Genomic DNA, 14,552 nt, shown 5'->3' with positions numbered 1-14,552 from the left:
ACGACTGCGGCCCTTGCCGACCCGCCACGGCGCGGCGGCATCGGCCGGCGGGGTCATCGCCGGCCGCCCCTCACCACTCGTGCGGCGGGCGGTGGAACAGCACCCGCCGCATGCGGTCGGGGCCGATCGCCCGCGCCACGTTCTTGAAGGCGAAGAAGGGGAGCATCGACACGAACAGGATCACCGCGACGATCAGCACGCCCGCGAAGCCGCCGCCGCCGATCGCCACCTCGCGGGTCGCCTCGCCGGGCCCTCGGAAATAATCCACCACATGCCGTTCGAGCACGTGGAAGAGCAGGAAGAAGGTAGTGCACAGCGCCGCCTCGTAGATGATCACCACGATCGCCGGCCGGCTGCGCAGCCACCGCGCCAGTTCGAGGCCCTCGACCACCAGCATCACCTTGGCCAGCACCAGCGCATTGATCAGCGCGAAGCCCTGCAGCTTGAGATCGAGCCCATGCTCGCGCGAGACCACCGTCTCGTTGAGCACGAACAGGCTGAGCAGCACCCAGAGATAGACGAACATGATCAGGAAGCTGCGCACCTCGTGGAGGGCGCGCTGCTTGAGCGCGTGCGTCTTGCCGGCCGGCCGGCCGCCGTGATGGGGGGTCTCAGGCGTCATGATCGGCTCCCGGCGGCGGAACGTTGCGCAGCTCTTCGGCGAGGATAGGTATCGCGATATTGGCCGCGCAGATTCCACGCCCGACGCAGATTTTCAAGACCTCCATGATTTCCGCAACACGCGCGCCGGCCGCCAGCGCGTTGCGGATGTGCCGGCGCGTGCCGGGCGCGTACATGTGGGTGAAGGAGGCATCGAAAGCGATGCTGAGCAGCTCGATCTCCGTCGCCGTGAAGACCCCGCCGGCATAGATGCCGGCCCCGGTCGCCATGAACGCATCGGTCCAGTGCGGATCGAGCTGGAAGAACGGGTCCCACGCCGCATTCCACTGCCCCATCGCCTTCATGCCGTCGCAGGCCGGCGTCGCGCCGGCCGGCCGTGCGGCAGCGGCGAGGGCGGCGGCGCCGGCCTCCTCGATCAGGATCGGCGCGGCGAGGCTGCAGGAATGGATCGCCATCACGCAGCCCATCTTGATCACGGTGAGGATCTCGTCGCGGCGCGCGCCGGCCTCGAGTGCCGCCCGGATGTGGCGGCGCGTCCCCTCGGCGTCACGGCTGGTGCAGGCGGCGCTGACCGCCAGCGCGATCAGCTCGACCAGCCGCGGGGAGAGGATGCCGGAGGCCCAGGGATCGGCGCTCATCGCCCGGCATTGCCGGGCCCAGGCGGGATCCCAGGCGTCGAGCTGGGCGAGCGCCGCCGCGTCCCAGGGGCCGAGCGGTTCGCCGGCATCGCGAGATGGGTCCATGACAGTCTCCGGAATAGGCGATGGGCGCGGGGCGCCGCCGCGCCTCAGTCCGCCTCGGGCAGGGGAAAGGCGAGCGGGTCCGGCTCCCAGATCAGGAAGGCGTTGCCGGCGGGATCGGCGATCACCGCATGCCACGCCGTGCGCGGCACCGCGGTCTTTTCCTTCAGCACCCGGCCGCCGAGGCGCGGGGTGAGCGCCAGCGCGTCATCGACCGAATCCACCTGGAAGAAGTTCATCCAGCCGGTGTGCCCGAAGGCCGGCGGGCGGGTCAGCCCGCCGCCGGCGAGCGCCGGCGCGGCGGCATCGATCGGGATGCGCCAGTAGTCGACACCCTCCACCCGCTCGATCGGCCAGCCGAACAGCGCGCGATAGAACGCGGCGAGCGCTTCCGGATCGTCGCCATAGATCTCGAAATTGGTCAGGCGTGCCGCCAAGATTGTCTCCCTTGTCTGGGGAAGGGCGGCGCCGCCCGCGCCGCCCTCGGCTGCGGTCGCGGGGTCAGCCCTTGGCCTTCGCGGCGGCCGCGGCTTCCATGGCGAGCTTGGCGGTCGCCGGCGGCACCATGCAGTAGGCCATCGGGTGGGAATCGCCGCCGGTCTTGGAGATGGTCTTGCGGCCGTCCGTCTCCCAGTTGAGGAAGCCCGTCTCGCCATCGCGGCGGTTGGGCGGCAGGCCGAGATGGCGAAGCGTCTCCTCGACGCTGTCGTACCAGACGCCGACCTTCAGGATCTGGCGCGCCTCGTCCGCCGTGGCGACCTTGCGGCCGAACTCCTCGCAGATGCGCACGGCGCCTTCGACCTGCTGCACCGAGGTGCGGCGCTTCTTGTCCGGCCCCCAGAGATTGTCCTCGTTGCCCACGCGCACATGCTGGCCGAGCACGATCGCCATGGCGGAGAGCGAGATCAGCCCGCGCATGCTCGACCAGAAGGTCGGCACCGACCCCTGCGGGACGCGGCGGACGAACTCCATCCAGTCGAACGGATTGCGGCCCAGCGTGCCGCCGCCATAGCCGGCGATGGCGAGGTTCATCGGCCCCATATAGACGCCGGCGCGGATCAGCCGCTCGATGATCTCGAGCTGGTGGACGCTGCCCGGCACGAAATAGGGCTGGATGCGGTTGGCGCGCAGCCGCTTCAGATGCTCGAGATAGAAGGCCGGGCCGGCGTCCACCCACATGCCCGACCAGGCCTTCTGGACCTCCGGGTTGTTGTCGAGATGGGTGCCCTTGATGTCATCCGGCACGAACATCGAGACCACGTCCCACTGCGTCGTGCCGGTCGCGATCGTGACGAATTCCGGCTTGGGATCGAGTTCGGCGAGCATGTGGCGCGTGTCGTAGTCGAGCCACTTGGCCTTGGCCTCGGGCGTGTGCGGCGCGAAGGAGATCGAGCCGCCCACCTGCAGGATCATCTTCGGCACCGCCTGCCTCAGGCGACCGAGGAAGTAGTTGTACTGGTCGAAATTGACCGAGCCCTGGCCGGTGGCGGGGTCGCGCACATGCACGTGCAGCATGGTCGCGCCGGCATTGTAGCAGTCGACCGCCGCCTGCACCTGTTCGTCCCAGGTCAGCGGGATGTCGGCGTCGCCGGGAAGCCACTGCGGCCCGAACGGTGCGGCCGTGATGATCAACGGCGCCATGTTCTCGGGCAGGATGGAATCGTCCGTGTAGTACATGCGTTTCCCCTCGGGATTGCGGCATCCGGCGGGAGACGGACGCAACTTCCCGCCCCCGGCTCGCGGCGGAGCGGTGGTGCGGAGGCGTTCATGGCTCCGGCGGGGCCGACCTTCTTGATGACGGCAGGAACGTAGCACCGCCGCTCGCGCCCAACTTGCGAGTTTCCGACAGCCGTGAAAATCTTGCCGTCGGTAAGCTGGTGAGAGACCGGGATGACAACGGGACAGCAGCGCGTCGGGGCCCTGACCCATGTGCCGGACGTGCTGCGCGGCTTCGGCATCGACCCCGCGATCGTCGCCGCCGACGCCGGCCTTGCCCTTTCGGACCTTGCCGACCGCGAAGGGCAGATTCCGTTCACGGCCGCGTGCCGGCTGATGCAGGCGGGCTCCGAGCACGCGCGCTGCCCCCATTTCGGCCTGCTGGTCGGCCAGCGCAACGCCAGCGAGAGCCTCGGCATCGTCGGCCGGCTGATGCGCAACGCGCCGACGCTTGGCCGCGCCCTGCTCGACCTCGCCGAAAACCAGCACCGCTATGTGCGGGGCGCCGCGCCCTATGTGATCGTGCGCGGCGATCTCGTCTGGACGGGCTATGGCGTCTATCAGCGCGATGCGATCGGCTACGAGCACATGGAGGACGGCGCCGTCGCGGTCGGTTTCAACCTGATGCGGGAGCTGAGCGGCGTCGCGCCGACGGAAGTGCGGCTCGCACGCCGGCCCCCCGCCGACCCGCGCCCCTATCACAGCTTCTTCGGCGTCCCCGTGCGGTTCAACGAGAACCAGTCCGCCCTGGTCTTCCCGGCGAGCCTGCTCGAGCGCCCCGTCGCCGGTGCCGATGGCGCCGAACGCCGCCTGCTGGAGGCGCGGGTGCGCGACTACTGGGCGATCGAAATGCCGCGCGTCTCGGATCAGGTCGCCCGCCTGCTCCGCTCCCGCATCCTCTTCGACGACGCCGGCATCACGGCGGTGGCGCGCGCGCTGTCGATGCATCCGCGCCTCCTCGAACGGGCGCTGAAGCGGGAGGAGACCACCTTCCGCGACCTGCTCAACCAGACCCGTGCCGAGGTGGCCCGGCGGCTGCTCACCGCGACGCGGCTCAGCGTCACCGAGATCGGCGCGGCGATCGGCTATGGCGATACCAGCGCCTTCAGCAACGCCTTCCGCCGCATGACCGGCGCCTCGCCCCGCGCGTGGCGTTCGCGGCCCAGCGAAGGCGTCCGCGATGCCGGCGCGATTGTCGCAAAATAACAAGCGGCGCGGTGCACCGCATGCTACGTGAGTACCGACTGCAGGTCCGGCGGCGGCGCGCCGGAGCGATCCGGGAAGATGACGCCATGGCAAAAGCGGCGGCGAAGAAGAAACCGGCAGGCACTCAGACCCGCGCGAGCGCGAGCCCACCGGCCGGCAAGGCGAAAGCGGCCGAGCCGGCCCTCTACAGCGACGGCAGCCCGCAGGACGAGGTGCAGTACCTCGAATGCAAGCTGATCCTGAAGCCCGACCGCTTCACCTCCGCCAAGGTCTTCTTCGAGTACGGGAAGCTGGTGGCGCGGACCGCCGAGAAATTCGGCATCGGCTTCTCCGACAAGGGCATCGTGCTGAATCCGGTGCTGCGCGAGGTGGTGTTCCTCGATACCGCCGATTTCCGCCTCTACAACAGCGCCTTCATCCTGCGCCGGCGCATCCGCTACGAGAACGGCTTTCCCGCCGGCGAGCCGGAAGTGGTGTTCAAGTTCCGCCATCCCGATCTCGCCACCGCCGCCACCATGGATGTCCGCCCGAACATCGCCGGCCAATACCGCATCAAGTTCAAGGCCGAGGCGCTGCCGCTGAAGAACGAGGTCGGCGGGCTGCGGCTGCTCTATTCGCACAATGTGCAGTTCGGCCTCAGCCAGGCGCCGGAGGGCGACCGCACCTCGATGGCGATGCTGGCCGATGTGTTCCCCGCCCTCGCCCCGCTCAAGGCCGCCGGCGCCGAGCGGGTCGAACTGGTCAACCAGACCATCGTCGAGGAAGTGCTGCAGGATCTCGGCGTGCTGAATTTCGGCAAGGGCGTGAAGGCCAAGGCGAACATCGCGATCTGGCGCGAGCGCGGCACCCACCACGCGCTGTGCGGCGAATTCGCCTTCCAGGCGAAGTTCGAGCGCGCCAACCAGCTCCACGACAAGGCGCGGGAACGCTGCAAGGCCTTCTTCATCGAGCTGCAGCAGGCCGGCCGCGACTGGCTCTCGCTCGGCACCACCAAGACCGGCCTCGTCTACCGGCTCAAGGGCAATCCCCCGCAGGCGCACGAGTAGACCCGCCCATGGCGCGCGAGCGCGTGCTCGACCGGATGCGGCAGGACGCCTTTCTCGGCGTCCATCTTGCCCTCAACATCTTCGTCGGCAGCCTGCTGCTGTGGCTGATCCTGCGCGTCATGGTCGGCGTGAACCCGATCTGGGCGATCGCCTCGCTGGTGGCGGCGAGCGACCCGCAGGTGAAGCAGGCGATCGCCAATTTCCGCGCCCGCCTGTGCAACGGCTTCGTCGGCTGCCTGGTCGGCCTCGCCTTCCTCGCCATCGGCGGCGCCAACGAATGGACACTGCCCTTCGCCATGGGTGTGAGCGCGCTCGTCTCCGCCTATGTCGTGCGCATCCCCACCATGTGGCGGCAGGGGCCGATCACCGCGGCGCTGGTGATCGCGTCGGCCGCGGCGGGCCATTCGAGCCTGACCGGCTTCGAGATCGGCCTGCGCCGCGTCGCCGAGGTCATTCTCGGCTGCGTCGTCGGCGCCGCCATCTCCTGGCTGATGTCGCGGATCTGGCACGTCCCCGCCAAGCCGGCGAAGTAGCGGGCACCGGGCCGAACGGCGCGAATGGCGCTACAACAACCCGTGAACGGGCCCCTCCGTAACGATATGGCCTTCCCGCTCGTATCTGAGGCAGAGTTGACGCGGACGCGCGACCGGCGACGAGCCCTCCCGGCTTCCCGCCGCCCCGGCCGGCATCGGCTCATCTGGATCCTCGACGGCGGCCCGCGGGCCGCTCACGGAGTGCACCATGCTCTCACGACGACTCGCACTGCTCGCCGGCGCCGGCATCGCCTTTCTCGGCCTGCGCGGCCAGGGCGGCGCCGCGACCGGCGCCACCTTTCCGGTGACCTATACCGACGAGGAGTGGCGCAAGCGCCTGACCCCGCAGCAATACGCCGTGCTGCGCCGCGACGGCACCGAGCGGCCCTATTCCAGCCCGCTGAACGAGGAGCACCGTCGCGGCACCTTCGCCTGCGCGGGCTGCGAGAACGACCTGTTCTCCTCCGCCACCAAGTTCGACAGCGGCACCGGCTGGCCGAGCTTCTGGGCGCCGCTCGACAAGGCGGTGGTCGAGACGATGGACGGCTCGTTCGGCATGGTCCGCACCGCGGTGAGCTGCGCCCGCTGCGGCGGCCATCTCGGCCATGTGTTCAATGACGGGCCGAAGCCGACCGGGCTGCGCTACTGCATGAACGGGGTCGCCATGACCTTCAAGCCGCTGGCCGCGTGACGATCATGATCCTGTTCGTGCTCGCCTTTCTCGGCGGCGTGCTGACCATCGTCAGCCCCTGCATCCTGCCCGTTCTGCCCTTCGTCTTCGCCCGCGCCGGCCAGCCCTTCCTGCGCGGCGCACTGCCCATGCTGGTCGGCATGGCGGCGAGCTTCGCCTTGGTGGCCACGCTCGCGGCGGTGGCGGGCAACTGGGTGGTGGAGGCCAACCAGTATGGCCGGCTCGCCGCCCTGCTGCTGCTCGCCTTGTTCGGCCTCGCCTTGCTGTTCCCGGCGCTGGCCGAGCGGATGAGCGCGCCGCTGGTGCGTCTCGGCGGCCGCATGTCGGAATCGGGCGCGCCGGGGGGTGGTGCACGGGGGGGCGTCGGGTCCTCGCTGGTGCTCGGCGTCGCCACCGGCCTGCTCTGGGCGCCCTGCGCCGGGCCGGTGCTCGGGCTGATCCTCACCGGCGCCGCGCTGAACGGCGCCAATGCGCAGACCAGCGCGCTGCTGCTCGCCTATGCCGCCGGCGCGGCGACCTCGCTGGCGCTGGCGCTGCTGGTCGGCGGCCGGGTCTTCGCGGCGATGAAGCGCTCGCTCGGCGTCGGCGAATGGGCGCGCCGGGGGCTCGGGGCGCTGGTGCTGGTCGCGGTCGGCGCCATCGCGCTGGGCCTCGATACCGGCTTTCTCACCCGCGTCTCGCTGGCCGGCACCAACGCGCTCGAGCAGCGCCTGATCGACCGCCTCGCCCCCGACGCCTCCCCTACCCCGCCCACCATCGCCGACGGCGCCGGCCCCGCCATGATGAGCGCCAACCCGGCCATGACCGGCGGCCCCGCCATGATGAGCGCCAACCCCGCCATGACCGGTGGGCCCGCCATGATGAGCGCCAACCCCGCCATGACCGGCGGCCCCGCCATGATGAGCGCGAACCCGGCTATGATGGCGGCCAACCCCGCCATGATGGCCGCGCCGGGCGCGGCGCCGGCGGAGCAATTGCCGGTCGAGGGCACCCTGCCCTCGCTCGCCGGCGCCACCGACTGGCTCAACTCCGCCCCGCTCACCGCCGAGGGCCTGCGCGGCAAGGTCGTGCTGATCGACTTCTGGACCTATTCCTGCATCAACTGCCTGCGCACCATTCCCTATGTCCGCGCCTGGGCGGAGAAATACCGCGACAAGGGGCTGGTGGTGATCGGCGTGCACACGCCCGAATTCGCCTTCGAGCGCGACCTCGGCAATGTGAAGAAGGCCATCGCCGACCTGAAGATCGGCTACCCCGTCGCGGTCGACAACCAGTACGCCATCTGGCGCGCCTTCCAGAACCGCTACTGGCCCGCGCACTACTTCATCGACGCGCAGGGCCGCATCCGCCACCATCATTTCGGCGAGGGCGGCTATGAGGAGTCCGAGCGGGTCATCCAGCAGCTGCTCGCCGAGGCCGGCCGCACCGACGTCGCCGGCGCCGGCACGGTCACGGTCGCGGCGACCGGCGCCGAGGCGCCCTCCGACCAGAAGGACGTGATGTCGCCCGAGACCTATGTCGGCTTCGAGCGCGCCGAGAATTTCGTCTCGCCCGGCGGCCAGCGGCGCGGCGAGCCGGCGGTCTATGCCTCCGGCGATCCGCGCCTCAACGAATGGGGGCTCACCGGCACCTGGACGGTGGCCGCCGAGCACGCCGCGCTCGACGCCCCGGACGGCGCCATCGTCTACCGCTTCCACGCCCGCGACCTGCACCTCGTGCTCGGCCCGGGCCGCGACGGCAAGCCGGTGCGCTTCAAGGTCACCCTCGACGGCGCCCCGCCCGGCGACGCGCACGGCATGGACGTGAACGCCGACGGCGAGGGCGTGGTGAGCGACCAGCGGCTCTACCAGCTGATCCGCCAGCCCGGCGCGGTCGGCGAGCGCACCTTCGAGATCCGCTTCCTCGACCCCGGGGTCGAGGCCTACGCCTTCACCTTCGGCTGAACACAGCCGCTCGATCGAACCTTCGGAGAAAGCCGATGAGAACCGCTTCGCTTCTGGTTGCCGGCGCCGCCCTTCTGGCCCTTGCCGGCCTCGCCCGGATGGAGCCCGCCACCGCTCAGGAAGGCATCGCCATTCCCGCCCCCGCCGTCGACGCCGCCCCGGCCGCCGACAGCGAAGTCGCCGTGCTGGCGGGCGGCTGCTTCTGGGGCGTCCAGGGCGTGTTCCAGCATGTCGACGGCGTCACCAGCGCCGTTTCCGGCTATGCCGGCGGCACACAGGCGAACGCCCATTACGACATGGTCAGCCGCGGCAGCACCGGCCACGCCGAGGCGGTGAAGGTGACCTATGATCCGCGCAAGATCAGCTACGGCCAGCTCCTGCAGATCTTCTTCTCGGTGGCGCACGATCCCACCCAGCTCAACCGGCAGGGCCCGGACCGCGGCACGCAGTACCGCTCGGCCATCTTCCCGACCAGCGACGAGCAGGCCCGCGTCGCCAAGGCCTATATCGGCCAGCTCAACCAGGCTCGGGTGTTCAACGCGGCGATCGTGACGAAGATCGAGGCGCCGCAGCCCTTCTTCGCGGCCGAGGCCTATCACCAGGATTTCCTGACGCTGAACCCGACCTATCCCTATATCGTCATCAACGACCTGCCGAAGATCGAGAACCTCAAGCGCCTCTTCCCGGCAACCTATCGCGACAAGCCGGTGCTGGTCGCCGCCACCGCCGGCCAGTAGGCCGGCGCCGGCGGGGGAGCGCCTCAGGGCCGCTCGAGGGCGATGGCGATCCCCTGCCCGACGCCGATGCACATGGTGGCGAGCGCCAGCTTGCCGCCGGTCAGCCCGAGTTCGAGCGCCGCCGTGCCGGTGATGCGCGCGCCCGACATGCCGAGCGGATGGCCGAGCGCGATGGCGCCGCCATTGCGGTTCACCCGCCCGTCGTCGTCGGCGATGCCGAGCAGGCGCAGCGTCGCGAGGCCCTGCGAGGCGAAGGCCTCGTTCAGCTCGATCACGTCGAGCTTCTCCGGCGTCAGCCCGAGCCGGGCCAGCAATTTCTGACTGGCCGGGGCGGGGCCGATGCCCATCACCCGCGGCGGCACGCCCGCCGTGGCGCCGCCGAGGATGCGCGCGATCGGCGTGAGCCCGTGCCGCGTCGCCGCCGCTTCCGAGGCGATGATCAGCGCGGCAGCCCCGTCATTGACACCCGAGGCGTTGCCGGCGGTCACCGTGCCGCCCGCCCGGAACGGCGTCGGCAGCTTCGTCAGCGCCTCGATCGTGGTGGCGCGCGGGTGCTCGTCCCGGTCGACCACCACCGGATCGCCCTTGCGCTGGGGGATGGTGACCGGGGTGATCTCGCGCCCCAGCCGGCCATTGGCCTGCGCGGCGGCGGCCTTGGCCTGACTCCTCAGCGCGAAGGCGTCCTGATCGGCACGGGAGACGCCGTAGTCCTCGGCGACGTTCTCGCCGGTCTCCGGCATGGAATCGACGCCGTATTGCTGCTTCATCAGCGGGTTGACGAAGCGCCAGCCGATGGTGGTGTCGTGAATCTCGGCGTGGCGCGAGAAGGCGGCATCGGCCTTGGGCATCACGAAGGGCGCCCGGCTCATGCTCTCGACGCCGCCGGCAATCATCAGCTCCGCCTCGCCCGCCTTGATGGCGCGCGCCGCCGCGATCACCGCGTCCATCCCCGAGCCGCACAGCCGGTTGATGGTGCTGCCGCCCACCGAGACCGGCAGGCCCGCGAGCAGGGAGGACATGCGCGCGACGTTGCGGTTGTCCTCGCCCGCCTGGTTGGCGCAGCCGAAGATGACGTCGTCCACCGCCGCCCAGTCGAGGCCGGCGTGGCGCGCCATCAGCGCCTTGAGCGGCACCGCGCCGAGATCGTCGGCGCGGACGGTCGCCAGCGCGCCGCCGAAGCGGCCGATCGGGGTGCGGATATAGTCGCAGATAAAGGCTTCGCTCATGGGTGCCTCACAGCTCGGGCGCGACGAGGTCGCCCACCGCCCCATCGAGATGGAGCAACGCGCCGGTCATCGCCTGCAGCTCGTTCAGGGAGAGATCGGGCAGCTTCTCGCGCAGCACGAAGCGCCCGCCGGCGATGTCGACCACGGCGTGGCTGGTATAGACGCGGGTGACGCAGGCGACCCCGGTCAGCGGGAAGCTGCACCTCTCCACCAGCTTCGGCTCGCCGGTCTTGGTCATGTGCTCGGTGATGACGAAGACCTGCTTCGCCCCGTGCACGAGGTCCATCGCCCCGCCCACCGCCGGCACGCCCTTGGCGCCGACCCGCCAATTGGCGAGATCGCCCTGCTGCGAGACCTGGTAGGCGCCGAGGATGGCGACGTCGAGATGGCCGCCGCGCACCATGGCGAAGCTGTCGGCGTGGTGGAAGAAGGAGGAGCCCGGCTTCAGCGTCACCGCCTTCTTGCCGGCGTTGATGAGGTCCCAGTCCTCCGTGCCCGGCGCGGGCGGCTCGCCGAAATTGAGCAGCCCGTTCTCGGTGTGGAAGATCGCCTCGCGGCCCGGCGGCTGATAGCTCGCCACCATCTCGGGAAAACCGATGCCGAGATTGACATAGGCGCCGTCGGCGATGTCCTGCGCGGCGCGCCAGGCGATCTGGGCGTTGGACAGCCGGCGGTTGTGGTGCGGGTCGGTGGTCATGGATAGGAGGCTCCCGCCCGGATGAGGTCTTCTTCCTGCTGGGGGTCGGGCACCTCGACGACGCGGTCGACGAAGATGCCGGGCGTCACCACCGCTTCCGGGTCGATACCGCCGGCCGGCACGAGATGCGCGACCTGCACGATGGTGGTGCGCGCCGCCATGCACATCAGCGGGCTGAAGTTCCGCGCCGCCTTGTTGTAGGTGAGGTTGCCCTGCTCGTCGCCGAGCTGCGCCTTGATCAGCGCGAAATCGGCCTTCAGCCAGCGCTCCTGCACATAGGGGCGCCCGTCGAACTCGGCGATCACCTTGCCCTCGGCGAGTTCGGTGCCGTAGGCGGTCGGGGTGTAGAAGGCGGGAATGCCCGCCCCGCCGGCCCGGATGCGCTCGGCCAGCGTGCCCTGCGGCACGAGTTCCAGCTCGATCTCGCCGCGCAGGTAGCGCTCGGTGAAAGCGCGCGGATCGGAGGAGCGCGGAAACGAGCAGACCATCTTCGCGACCATGCCGGCGTCGATCATCGCCGCGAGGCCGACCCGGCCGGTGCCGGCATTGTTGTTGATGATGGTGAGCCCGCGCGGGCGCTTGTCGATCAGCGCGTGGATCAGCTCGATCGGCGCGCCGGCCCCGCCGAAGCCGCCGACCATCACGGTGGCGCCGTCGCCGATGTCGCGCACCGCCTCCGAAAGCTCCCGGACCGTCTTGTCCACGATGCCCTCACTCCCTGCGCCGGCGTCTCGCCCGGCGATCGAGCGATAGGTCCGGCACCGCTGGACGGCAAGATTTTTGTGCGATATACGATTTTTGTTCATATAACGCACAAACCGATGGACATGAAGCAGACCGACTTCATCGGCGGGTTCGCCAAGGGGCTGCGGGTGATCGAGGCCTTCGACGCCGCCAGCCCGAAGATGACCATCGCCCACATCGCCGCGACCACCGGGCTCGACCGCGCCACGGCGCGGCGCTGCCTGCTGACCCTCGCCGAACTCGGCTATGCCCGCTACGACGGCAAGTATTTCGAGCTGACCCCGCGTGTGCTCAGGCTCGGCCACGCCTATCTCGCGGCGACGCCGCTGCCCCGCCTCCTCCAGCCCCATCTCGACCGATTGTCCGAGGAGGTCGGCCAGAGCGCCTCGGCCAGCGTGCTGGAGGGCACCGAGATCGTCTATGTCGCCCGCGCCGCGCAGAAGCGGGTGATGTCGATCAACCTCACCCCCGGCTCGCGCCTGCCGGCCTGGTGCGCCTCGATGGGGCGGGTGCTGCTGGCGGCGCTGCCGGAGGGCGAGGCGCAGGCGATCCTCGCGCGCTCCGACATCCGCCCCCACACCGGCCTGACCCGCACCGAGCCCGGCGCGCTGATGGCCGAGATCGCGCGCATCAGGGCGCAGGGCTATGCGGTGATCGACCAGGAACTGGAACTCGGTCTCTGCTCCATCGCCGTGCCGCTGAGGGATGCCCGCGACCGCGTGGTGGCCGCGCTCAACATCGGCGCCTCCGCCGCCCAGATGCCGGCCGCCGACATGCCCGGTCGCTTCCTGCCCGCGCTGCGGAAGGTGCAGGCCGAATTGCGCCCGCTGCTGCCCTGAACCTCCGGGAGCCCGCCCGGATGCTCGCCACAAGCGTCATCCCGGAACGGCCGGCAGGCCGTATCCGGGATCGCGTGGGCATGCGGGAGCGATCCCGGCTCTTTGCCTGCGGCTGCGGCCGGGATGACGGTGCGCCGATTGGCCAAACCGGGCCCGAGGCCCCGAGGACCGCCTGTTCCCGCGCGGAGCACGGGCGGGTACCATCCCGCCGCCGGCGCGGGGGCGCGCCATCCGCGAAATTATGTATAGACCTTTCCGGCCGCGGAGCGCTAGGCTCGCGCCCCGAGCCCCCGGTTCAACCCGCGTGAGGAAGACAATTGGCCATGGCCCGTCCGGACAAGCTGAAGCTCGGCACCTTCGTCTACACCTTCGGCTACAACCCGGCCGGCTGGCTGCACCCGGCGAGCGACGTGAACGGGGCCAACCACATCGCCCATCTCGCCAATGTCGCGCGCGTCTCGGAAGAGGCGAAGTTCGACTTCATGTTCCTCGCCGATTCCCCGGCGAGCGCGATCGGCGACCCGGAGGCGCTGTGCCGCCTGCCGACCAAGATGAACCGCTTCGAGCCGCTGACGCTGCTGGCGGCGCTCGCCATGTCGACCTCGCGGCTCGGCCTCGTCGCCACCGCCTCGACCTCCTATTACGAGCCCTACAACCTCGCCCGCATCTTCGCCTCGATCGACCATCTCTCGGGCGGGCGGTCCTGCTGGAACGTCGTCACCTCCGACCATGACGAGACCGGCTACAACTTCAACCGCGAGGGGCTCGATCCGCACGCGCTGCGCTACGAGCGCGGCAAGGAATTCGTCGACGTCGTGTTCGGCCTGTGGGATTCGTTCGAGCCCGACGCCTTGCTGCTCGATCGCGAGACCGGCGTCTATTACGACAAGGACAAGCTCCACACGCTGAACCACAAGGGCAAGCACTTCCAGGTGCGCGGGCCGCTCAACATCGCGGCCTCCCCGCAGGGCCGCCCGGTGATCGCGCAGGCGGGCGGCTCGGAAGCGGGCATCGAGCTCGCCGCCGAGACGGCAGAGGTAGTGTTCTCGCTCGCCTCCAACCTCAAGCGCAGCCAGGATTTCTACGCGACGCTGAAGGAGCGCATGGGCAAGTTCGGCCGCCAGCCGGACGAGCTCAAGGTGATGCCGGGCGTCGTCATCAATGTCGGGCGCACCGAGGCGGAGGCGCGCGAGAAGGTCGAGTTCCTCGCCAATGCGCTGCACCCCGATGTCGGCCGCGCCATGCTGGCGGAATTCCTCGAAGCCGACCTCTCCGGCGTGCCGCTCGACCAGCCCTTCCCGAAGGACCGCCTGCCGGCGGCGCCGAAGGGCTCCAAGGCGCTGTTCGACGAACTCACCGATTTCGTCATGAAGGGCCACACGGTGGGCGAGCTGATCAAGCTGTTCAGCGAGAAGCACACCGGCAACGGCATCACCGGCACGCCGGCGGTGGTGGCCGACTTCATGGAGGAGTGGTTCCAGGGCCGCGCCGCGGACGGCTTCATCGTGATGTGCCCGACCCTGCCCGCGGCGCTGACCGACTTCACCGAGCTGGTGGTGCCGGAGCTGCGCCGGCGCGGCCTGTTCCGCGACGAATATGAGGGCACCACACTGCGCGCCAATCTCGGCCTGCCCGTGCCGGAGAATCGCTACGCCCGTGCCCGCCGCCAGTCCGGCGCGGCGTGAGCGACAGTCGGCGAGGCGGGCGGGAGCCGTCATCCCGGACGCGGGCAGCGCCCGCGAGCCGGGATCGCTCGCCGCAATAGCCGCTCGTCATGACATCCAGGCGATCCCGGATACGGCCTGCGGCCGTT

Annotated in this window: 15 protein-coding genes; 8 read left to right on the top strand and 7 right to left on the bottom strand. The window is 70.1% G+C overall.

What is annotated here, in order from left to right:
- Positions 1-70: 70 nt before the first annotated feature.
- The 4 genes from ACEUEL_RS01245 to ACEUEL_RS01230 form a co-directional block, all read right to left on the bottom strand.
- Positions 71-622 carry a hypothetical protein gene (locus ACEUEL_RS01245; RefSeq protein ID WP_405701347.1) on the bottom strand — a complete coding sequence of 184 codons (552 nt, stop codon included), beginning with the start codon at positions 620-622 and terminating at the stop codon, positions 71-73.
- The gene (locus tag ACEUEL_RS01240; protein WP_405701344.1) at positions 612-1,364 is read right to left on the bottom strand and encodes a carboxymuconolactone decarboxylase family protein; all 753 of its coding nucleotides are present in this window, start codon (positions 1,362-1,364) and stop codon (positions 612-614) included. Before ACEUEL_RS01240 ends, ACEUEL_RS01245 begins: the two co-directional genes overlap by 11 nt.
- A gap of 44 nt (positions 1,365-1,408) precedes the next feature.
- A complete protein-coding gene (locus ACEUEL_RS01235) occupies positions 1,409-1,798 on the bottom strand; it encodes a VOC family protein (protein WP_405701342.1) in 390 nt (129 codons plus the stop codon).
- Positions 1,799-1,862: 64 nt separating this feature from the next.
- Positions 1,863-3,038: a BKACE family enzyme gene (locus tag ACEUEL_RS01230; RefSeq protein WP_405701340.1), complete on the bottom strand. Its 1,176-nt coding sequence runs from the start codon at positions 3,036-3,038 to the stop codon at positions 1,863-1,865.
- Positions 3,039-3,251: 213 nt separating this feature from the next.
- Between ACEUEL_RS01230 and ACEUEL_RS01225 the strand changes: the two genes are divergently transcribed.
- The 6 genes from ACEUEL_RS01225 (at position 3,252) to msrA (ending at position 9,233) form a co-directional block, all read left to right on the top strand.
- A complete protein-coding gene (locus ACEUEL_RS01225) occupies positions 3,252-4,283 on the top strand; it encodes an AraC family transcriptional regulator (protein ID WP_405701338.1) in 1,032 nt (343 codons plus the stop codon).
- Positions 4,284-4,369: 86 nt separating this feature from the next.
- A complete protein-coding gene (locus ACEUEL_RS01220; RefSeq protein WP_405701336.1) occupies positions 4,370-5,329 on the top strand; it encodes a hypothetical protein in 960 nt (319 codons plus the stop codon).
- An 8-nt stretch (positions 5,330-5,337) separates the two neighbouring features.
- The gene (locus ACEUEL_RS01215; protein ID WP_405701334.1) at positions 5,338-5,862 is read left to right on the top strand and encodes an FUSC family protein; all 525 of its coding nucleotides are present in this window, start codon (positions 5,338-5,340) and stop codon (positions 5,860-5,862) included.
- Positions 5,863-6,070: 208 nt separating this feature from the next.
- Positions 6,071-6,553: a peptide-methionine (R)-S-oxide reductase MsrB gene (msrB, locus tag ACEUEL_RS01210; RefSeq protein ID WP_405701332.1), complete on the top strand. Its 483-nt coding sequence runs from the start codon at positions 6,071-6,073 to the stop codon at positions 6,551-6,553.
- Between the two features lie 5 nt (positions 6,554-6,558).
- Positions 6,559-8,496: a cytochrome c biogenesis protein DipZ gene (locus tag ACEUEL_RS01205; RefSeq protein ID WP_405706505.1), complete on the top strand. Its 1,938-nt coding sequence runs from the start codon at positions 6,559-6,561 to the stop codon at positions 8,494-8,496.
- Between the two features lie 35 nt (positions 8,497-8,531).
- On the top strand, positions 8,532-9,233 hold the full coding sequence (gene msrA, locus ACEUEL_RS01200; RefSeq protein ID WP_405701330.1) for a peptide-methionine (S)-S-oxide reductase MsrA: 702 nt from the start codon (positions 8,532-8,534) through the stop codon (positions 9,231-9,233).
- Between the two features lie 23 nt (positions 9,234-9,256).
- On the opposite strand, the gene pcaF is transcribed toward msrA, so the two are convergent.
- Genes pcaF through ACEUEL_RS01185 form a run of 3 tightly spaced genes read right to left on the bottom strand, consistent with a single transcriptional unit; the run spans position 9,257 to position 11,860 of the window.
- Entirely contained in the window at positions 9,257-10,459 is a 1,203-nt protein-coding gene (gene pcaF / locus ACEUEL_RS01195) for a 3-oxoadipyl-CoA thiolase (RefSeq protein ID WP_405701328.1), read from the bottom strand.
- A gap of 7 nt (positions 10,460-10,466) precedes the next feature.
- Positions 10,467-11,156 (bottom strand): CoA transferase subunit B, encoded by a 690-nt coding sequence (locus ACEUEL_RS01190; RefSeq protein ID WP_405701325.1) that lies wholly within the window; start codon positions 11,154-11,156, stop codon positions 10,467-10,469.
- Positions 11,153-11,860, bottom strand: a complete 708-nt coding sequence (locus tag ACEUEL_RS01185; protein ID WP_405701323.1) for a 3-oxoacid CoA-transferase subunit A — start codon at positions 11,858-11,860, stop codon at positions 11,153-11,155. Before ACEUEL_RS01185 ends, ACEUEL_RS01190 begins: the two co-directional genes overlap by 4 nt.
- A 123-nt stretch (positions 11,861-11,983) precedes the next feature.
- Here ACEUEL_RS01185 and ACEUEL_RS01180 point away from each other — a divergent pair, with 123 nt between their 5' ends.
- Both ACEUEL_RS01180 and ACEUEL_RS01175 read left to right on the top strand, forming a co-directional pair.
- Entirely contained in the window at positions 11,984-12,739 is a 756-nt protein-coding gene (locus ACEUEL_RS01180; RefSeq protein ID WP_405701322.1) for an IclR family transcriptional regulator, read from the top strand.
- Between the two features lie 323 nt (positions 12,740-13,062).
- Positions 13,063-14,424, top strand: coding sequence for an LLM class flavin-dependent oxidoreductase (locus ACEUEL_RS01175; RefSeq protein WP_405701319.1), 1,362 nt, complete (start codon positions 13,063-13,065; stop codon positions 14,422-14,424).
- Positions 14,425-14,552: the final 128 nt, after the last annotated feature.

Source organism: Ancylobacter terrae (assembly GCF_045108345.1).
Classification (GTDB): Bacteria; Pseudomonadota; Alphaproteobacteria; order Rhizobiales; family Xanthobacteraceae; genus Ancylobacter.
This window is presented reverse-complemented; position numbering and strand designations above follow the sequence as displayed.

Excerpts from the sequence above, each read along its gene's own strand:
- ACEUEL_RS01230 (WP_405701340.1), bottom strand. The coding sequence starts at position 3,038 with ATGTACTACACGGACGATTCCATCCTGCCCGAGAACATGGCGCCGTTG.
- msrB (WP_405701332.1), top strand. The coding sequence starts at position 6,071 with ATGCTCTCACGACGACTCGCACTGCTCGCCGGCGCCGGCATCGCCTTT.
- ACEUEL_RS01205 (WP_405706505.1), top strand. The coding sequence starts at position 6,559 with ATGATCCTGTTCGTGCTCGCCTTTCTCGGCGGCGTGCTGACCATCGTC.
- ACEUEL_RS01175 (WP_405701319.1), top strand. The coding sequence starts at position 13,063 with ATGGCCCGTCCGGACAAGCTGAAGCTCGGCACCTTCGTCTACACCTTC.
- ACEUEL_RS01180 (WP_405701322.1), top strand. The coding sequence starts at position 11,984 with ATGAAGCAGACCGACTTCATCGGCGGGTTCGCCAAGGGGCTGCGGGTG.
- ACEUEL_RS01245 (WP_405701347.1), bottom strand. The coding sequence starts at position 622 with ATGACGCCTGAGACCCCCCATCACGGCGGCCGGCCGGCCGGCAAGACG.
- msrA (WP_405701330.1), top strand. The coding sequence starts at position 8,532 with ATGAGAACCGCTTCGCTTCTGGTTGCCGGCGCCGCCCTTCTGGCCCTT.
- ACEUEL_RS01225 (WP_405701338.1), top strand. The coding sequence starts at position 3,252 with ATGACAACGGGACAGCAGCGCGTCGGGGCCCTGACCCATGTGCCGGAC.
- ACEUEL_RS01220 (WP_405701336.1), top strand. The coding sequence starts at position 4,370 with ATGGCAAAAGCGGCGGCGAAGAAGAAACCGGCAGGCACTCAGACCCGC.
- ACEUEL_RS01190 (WP_405701325.1), bottom strand. The coding sequence starts at position 11,156 with ATGACCACCGACCCGCACCACAACCGCCGGCTGTCCAACGCCCAGATC.
- ACEUEL_RS01240 (WP_405701344.1), bottom strand. The coding sequence starts at position 1,364 with ATGGACCCATCTCGCGATGCCGGCGAACCGCTCGGCCCCTGGGACGCG.
- pcaF (WP_405701328.1), bottom strand. The coding sequence starts at position 10,459 with ATGAGCGAAGCCTTTATCTGCGACTATATCCGCACCCCGATCGGCCGC.
- ACEUEL_RS01215 (WP_405701334.1), top strand. The coding sequence starts at position 5,338 with ATGGCGCGCGAGCGCGTGCTCGACCGGATGCGGCAGGACGCCTTTCTC.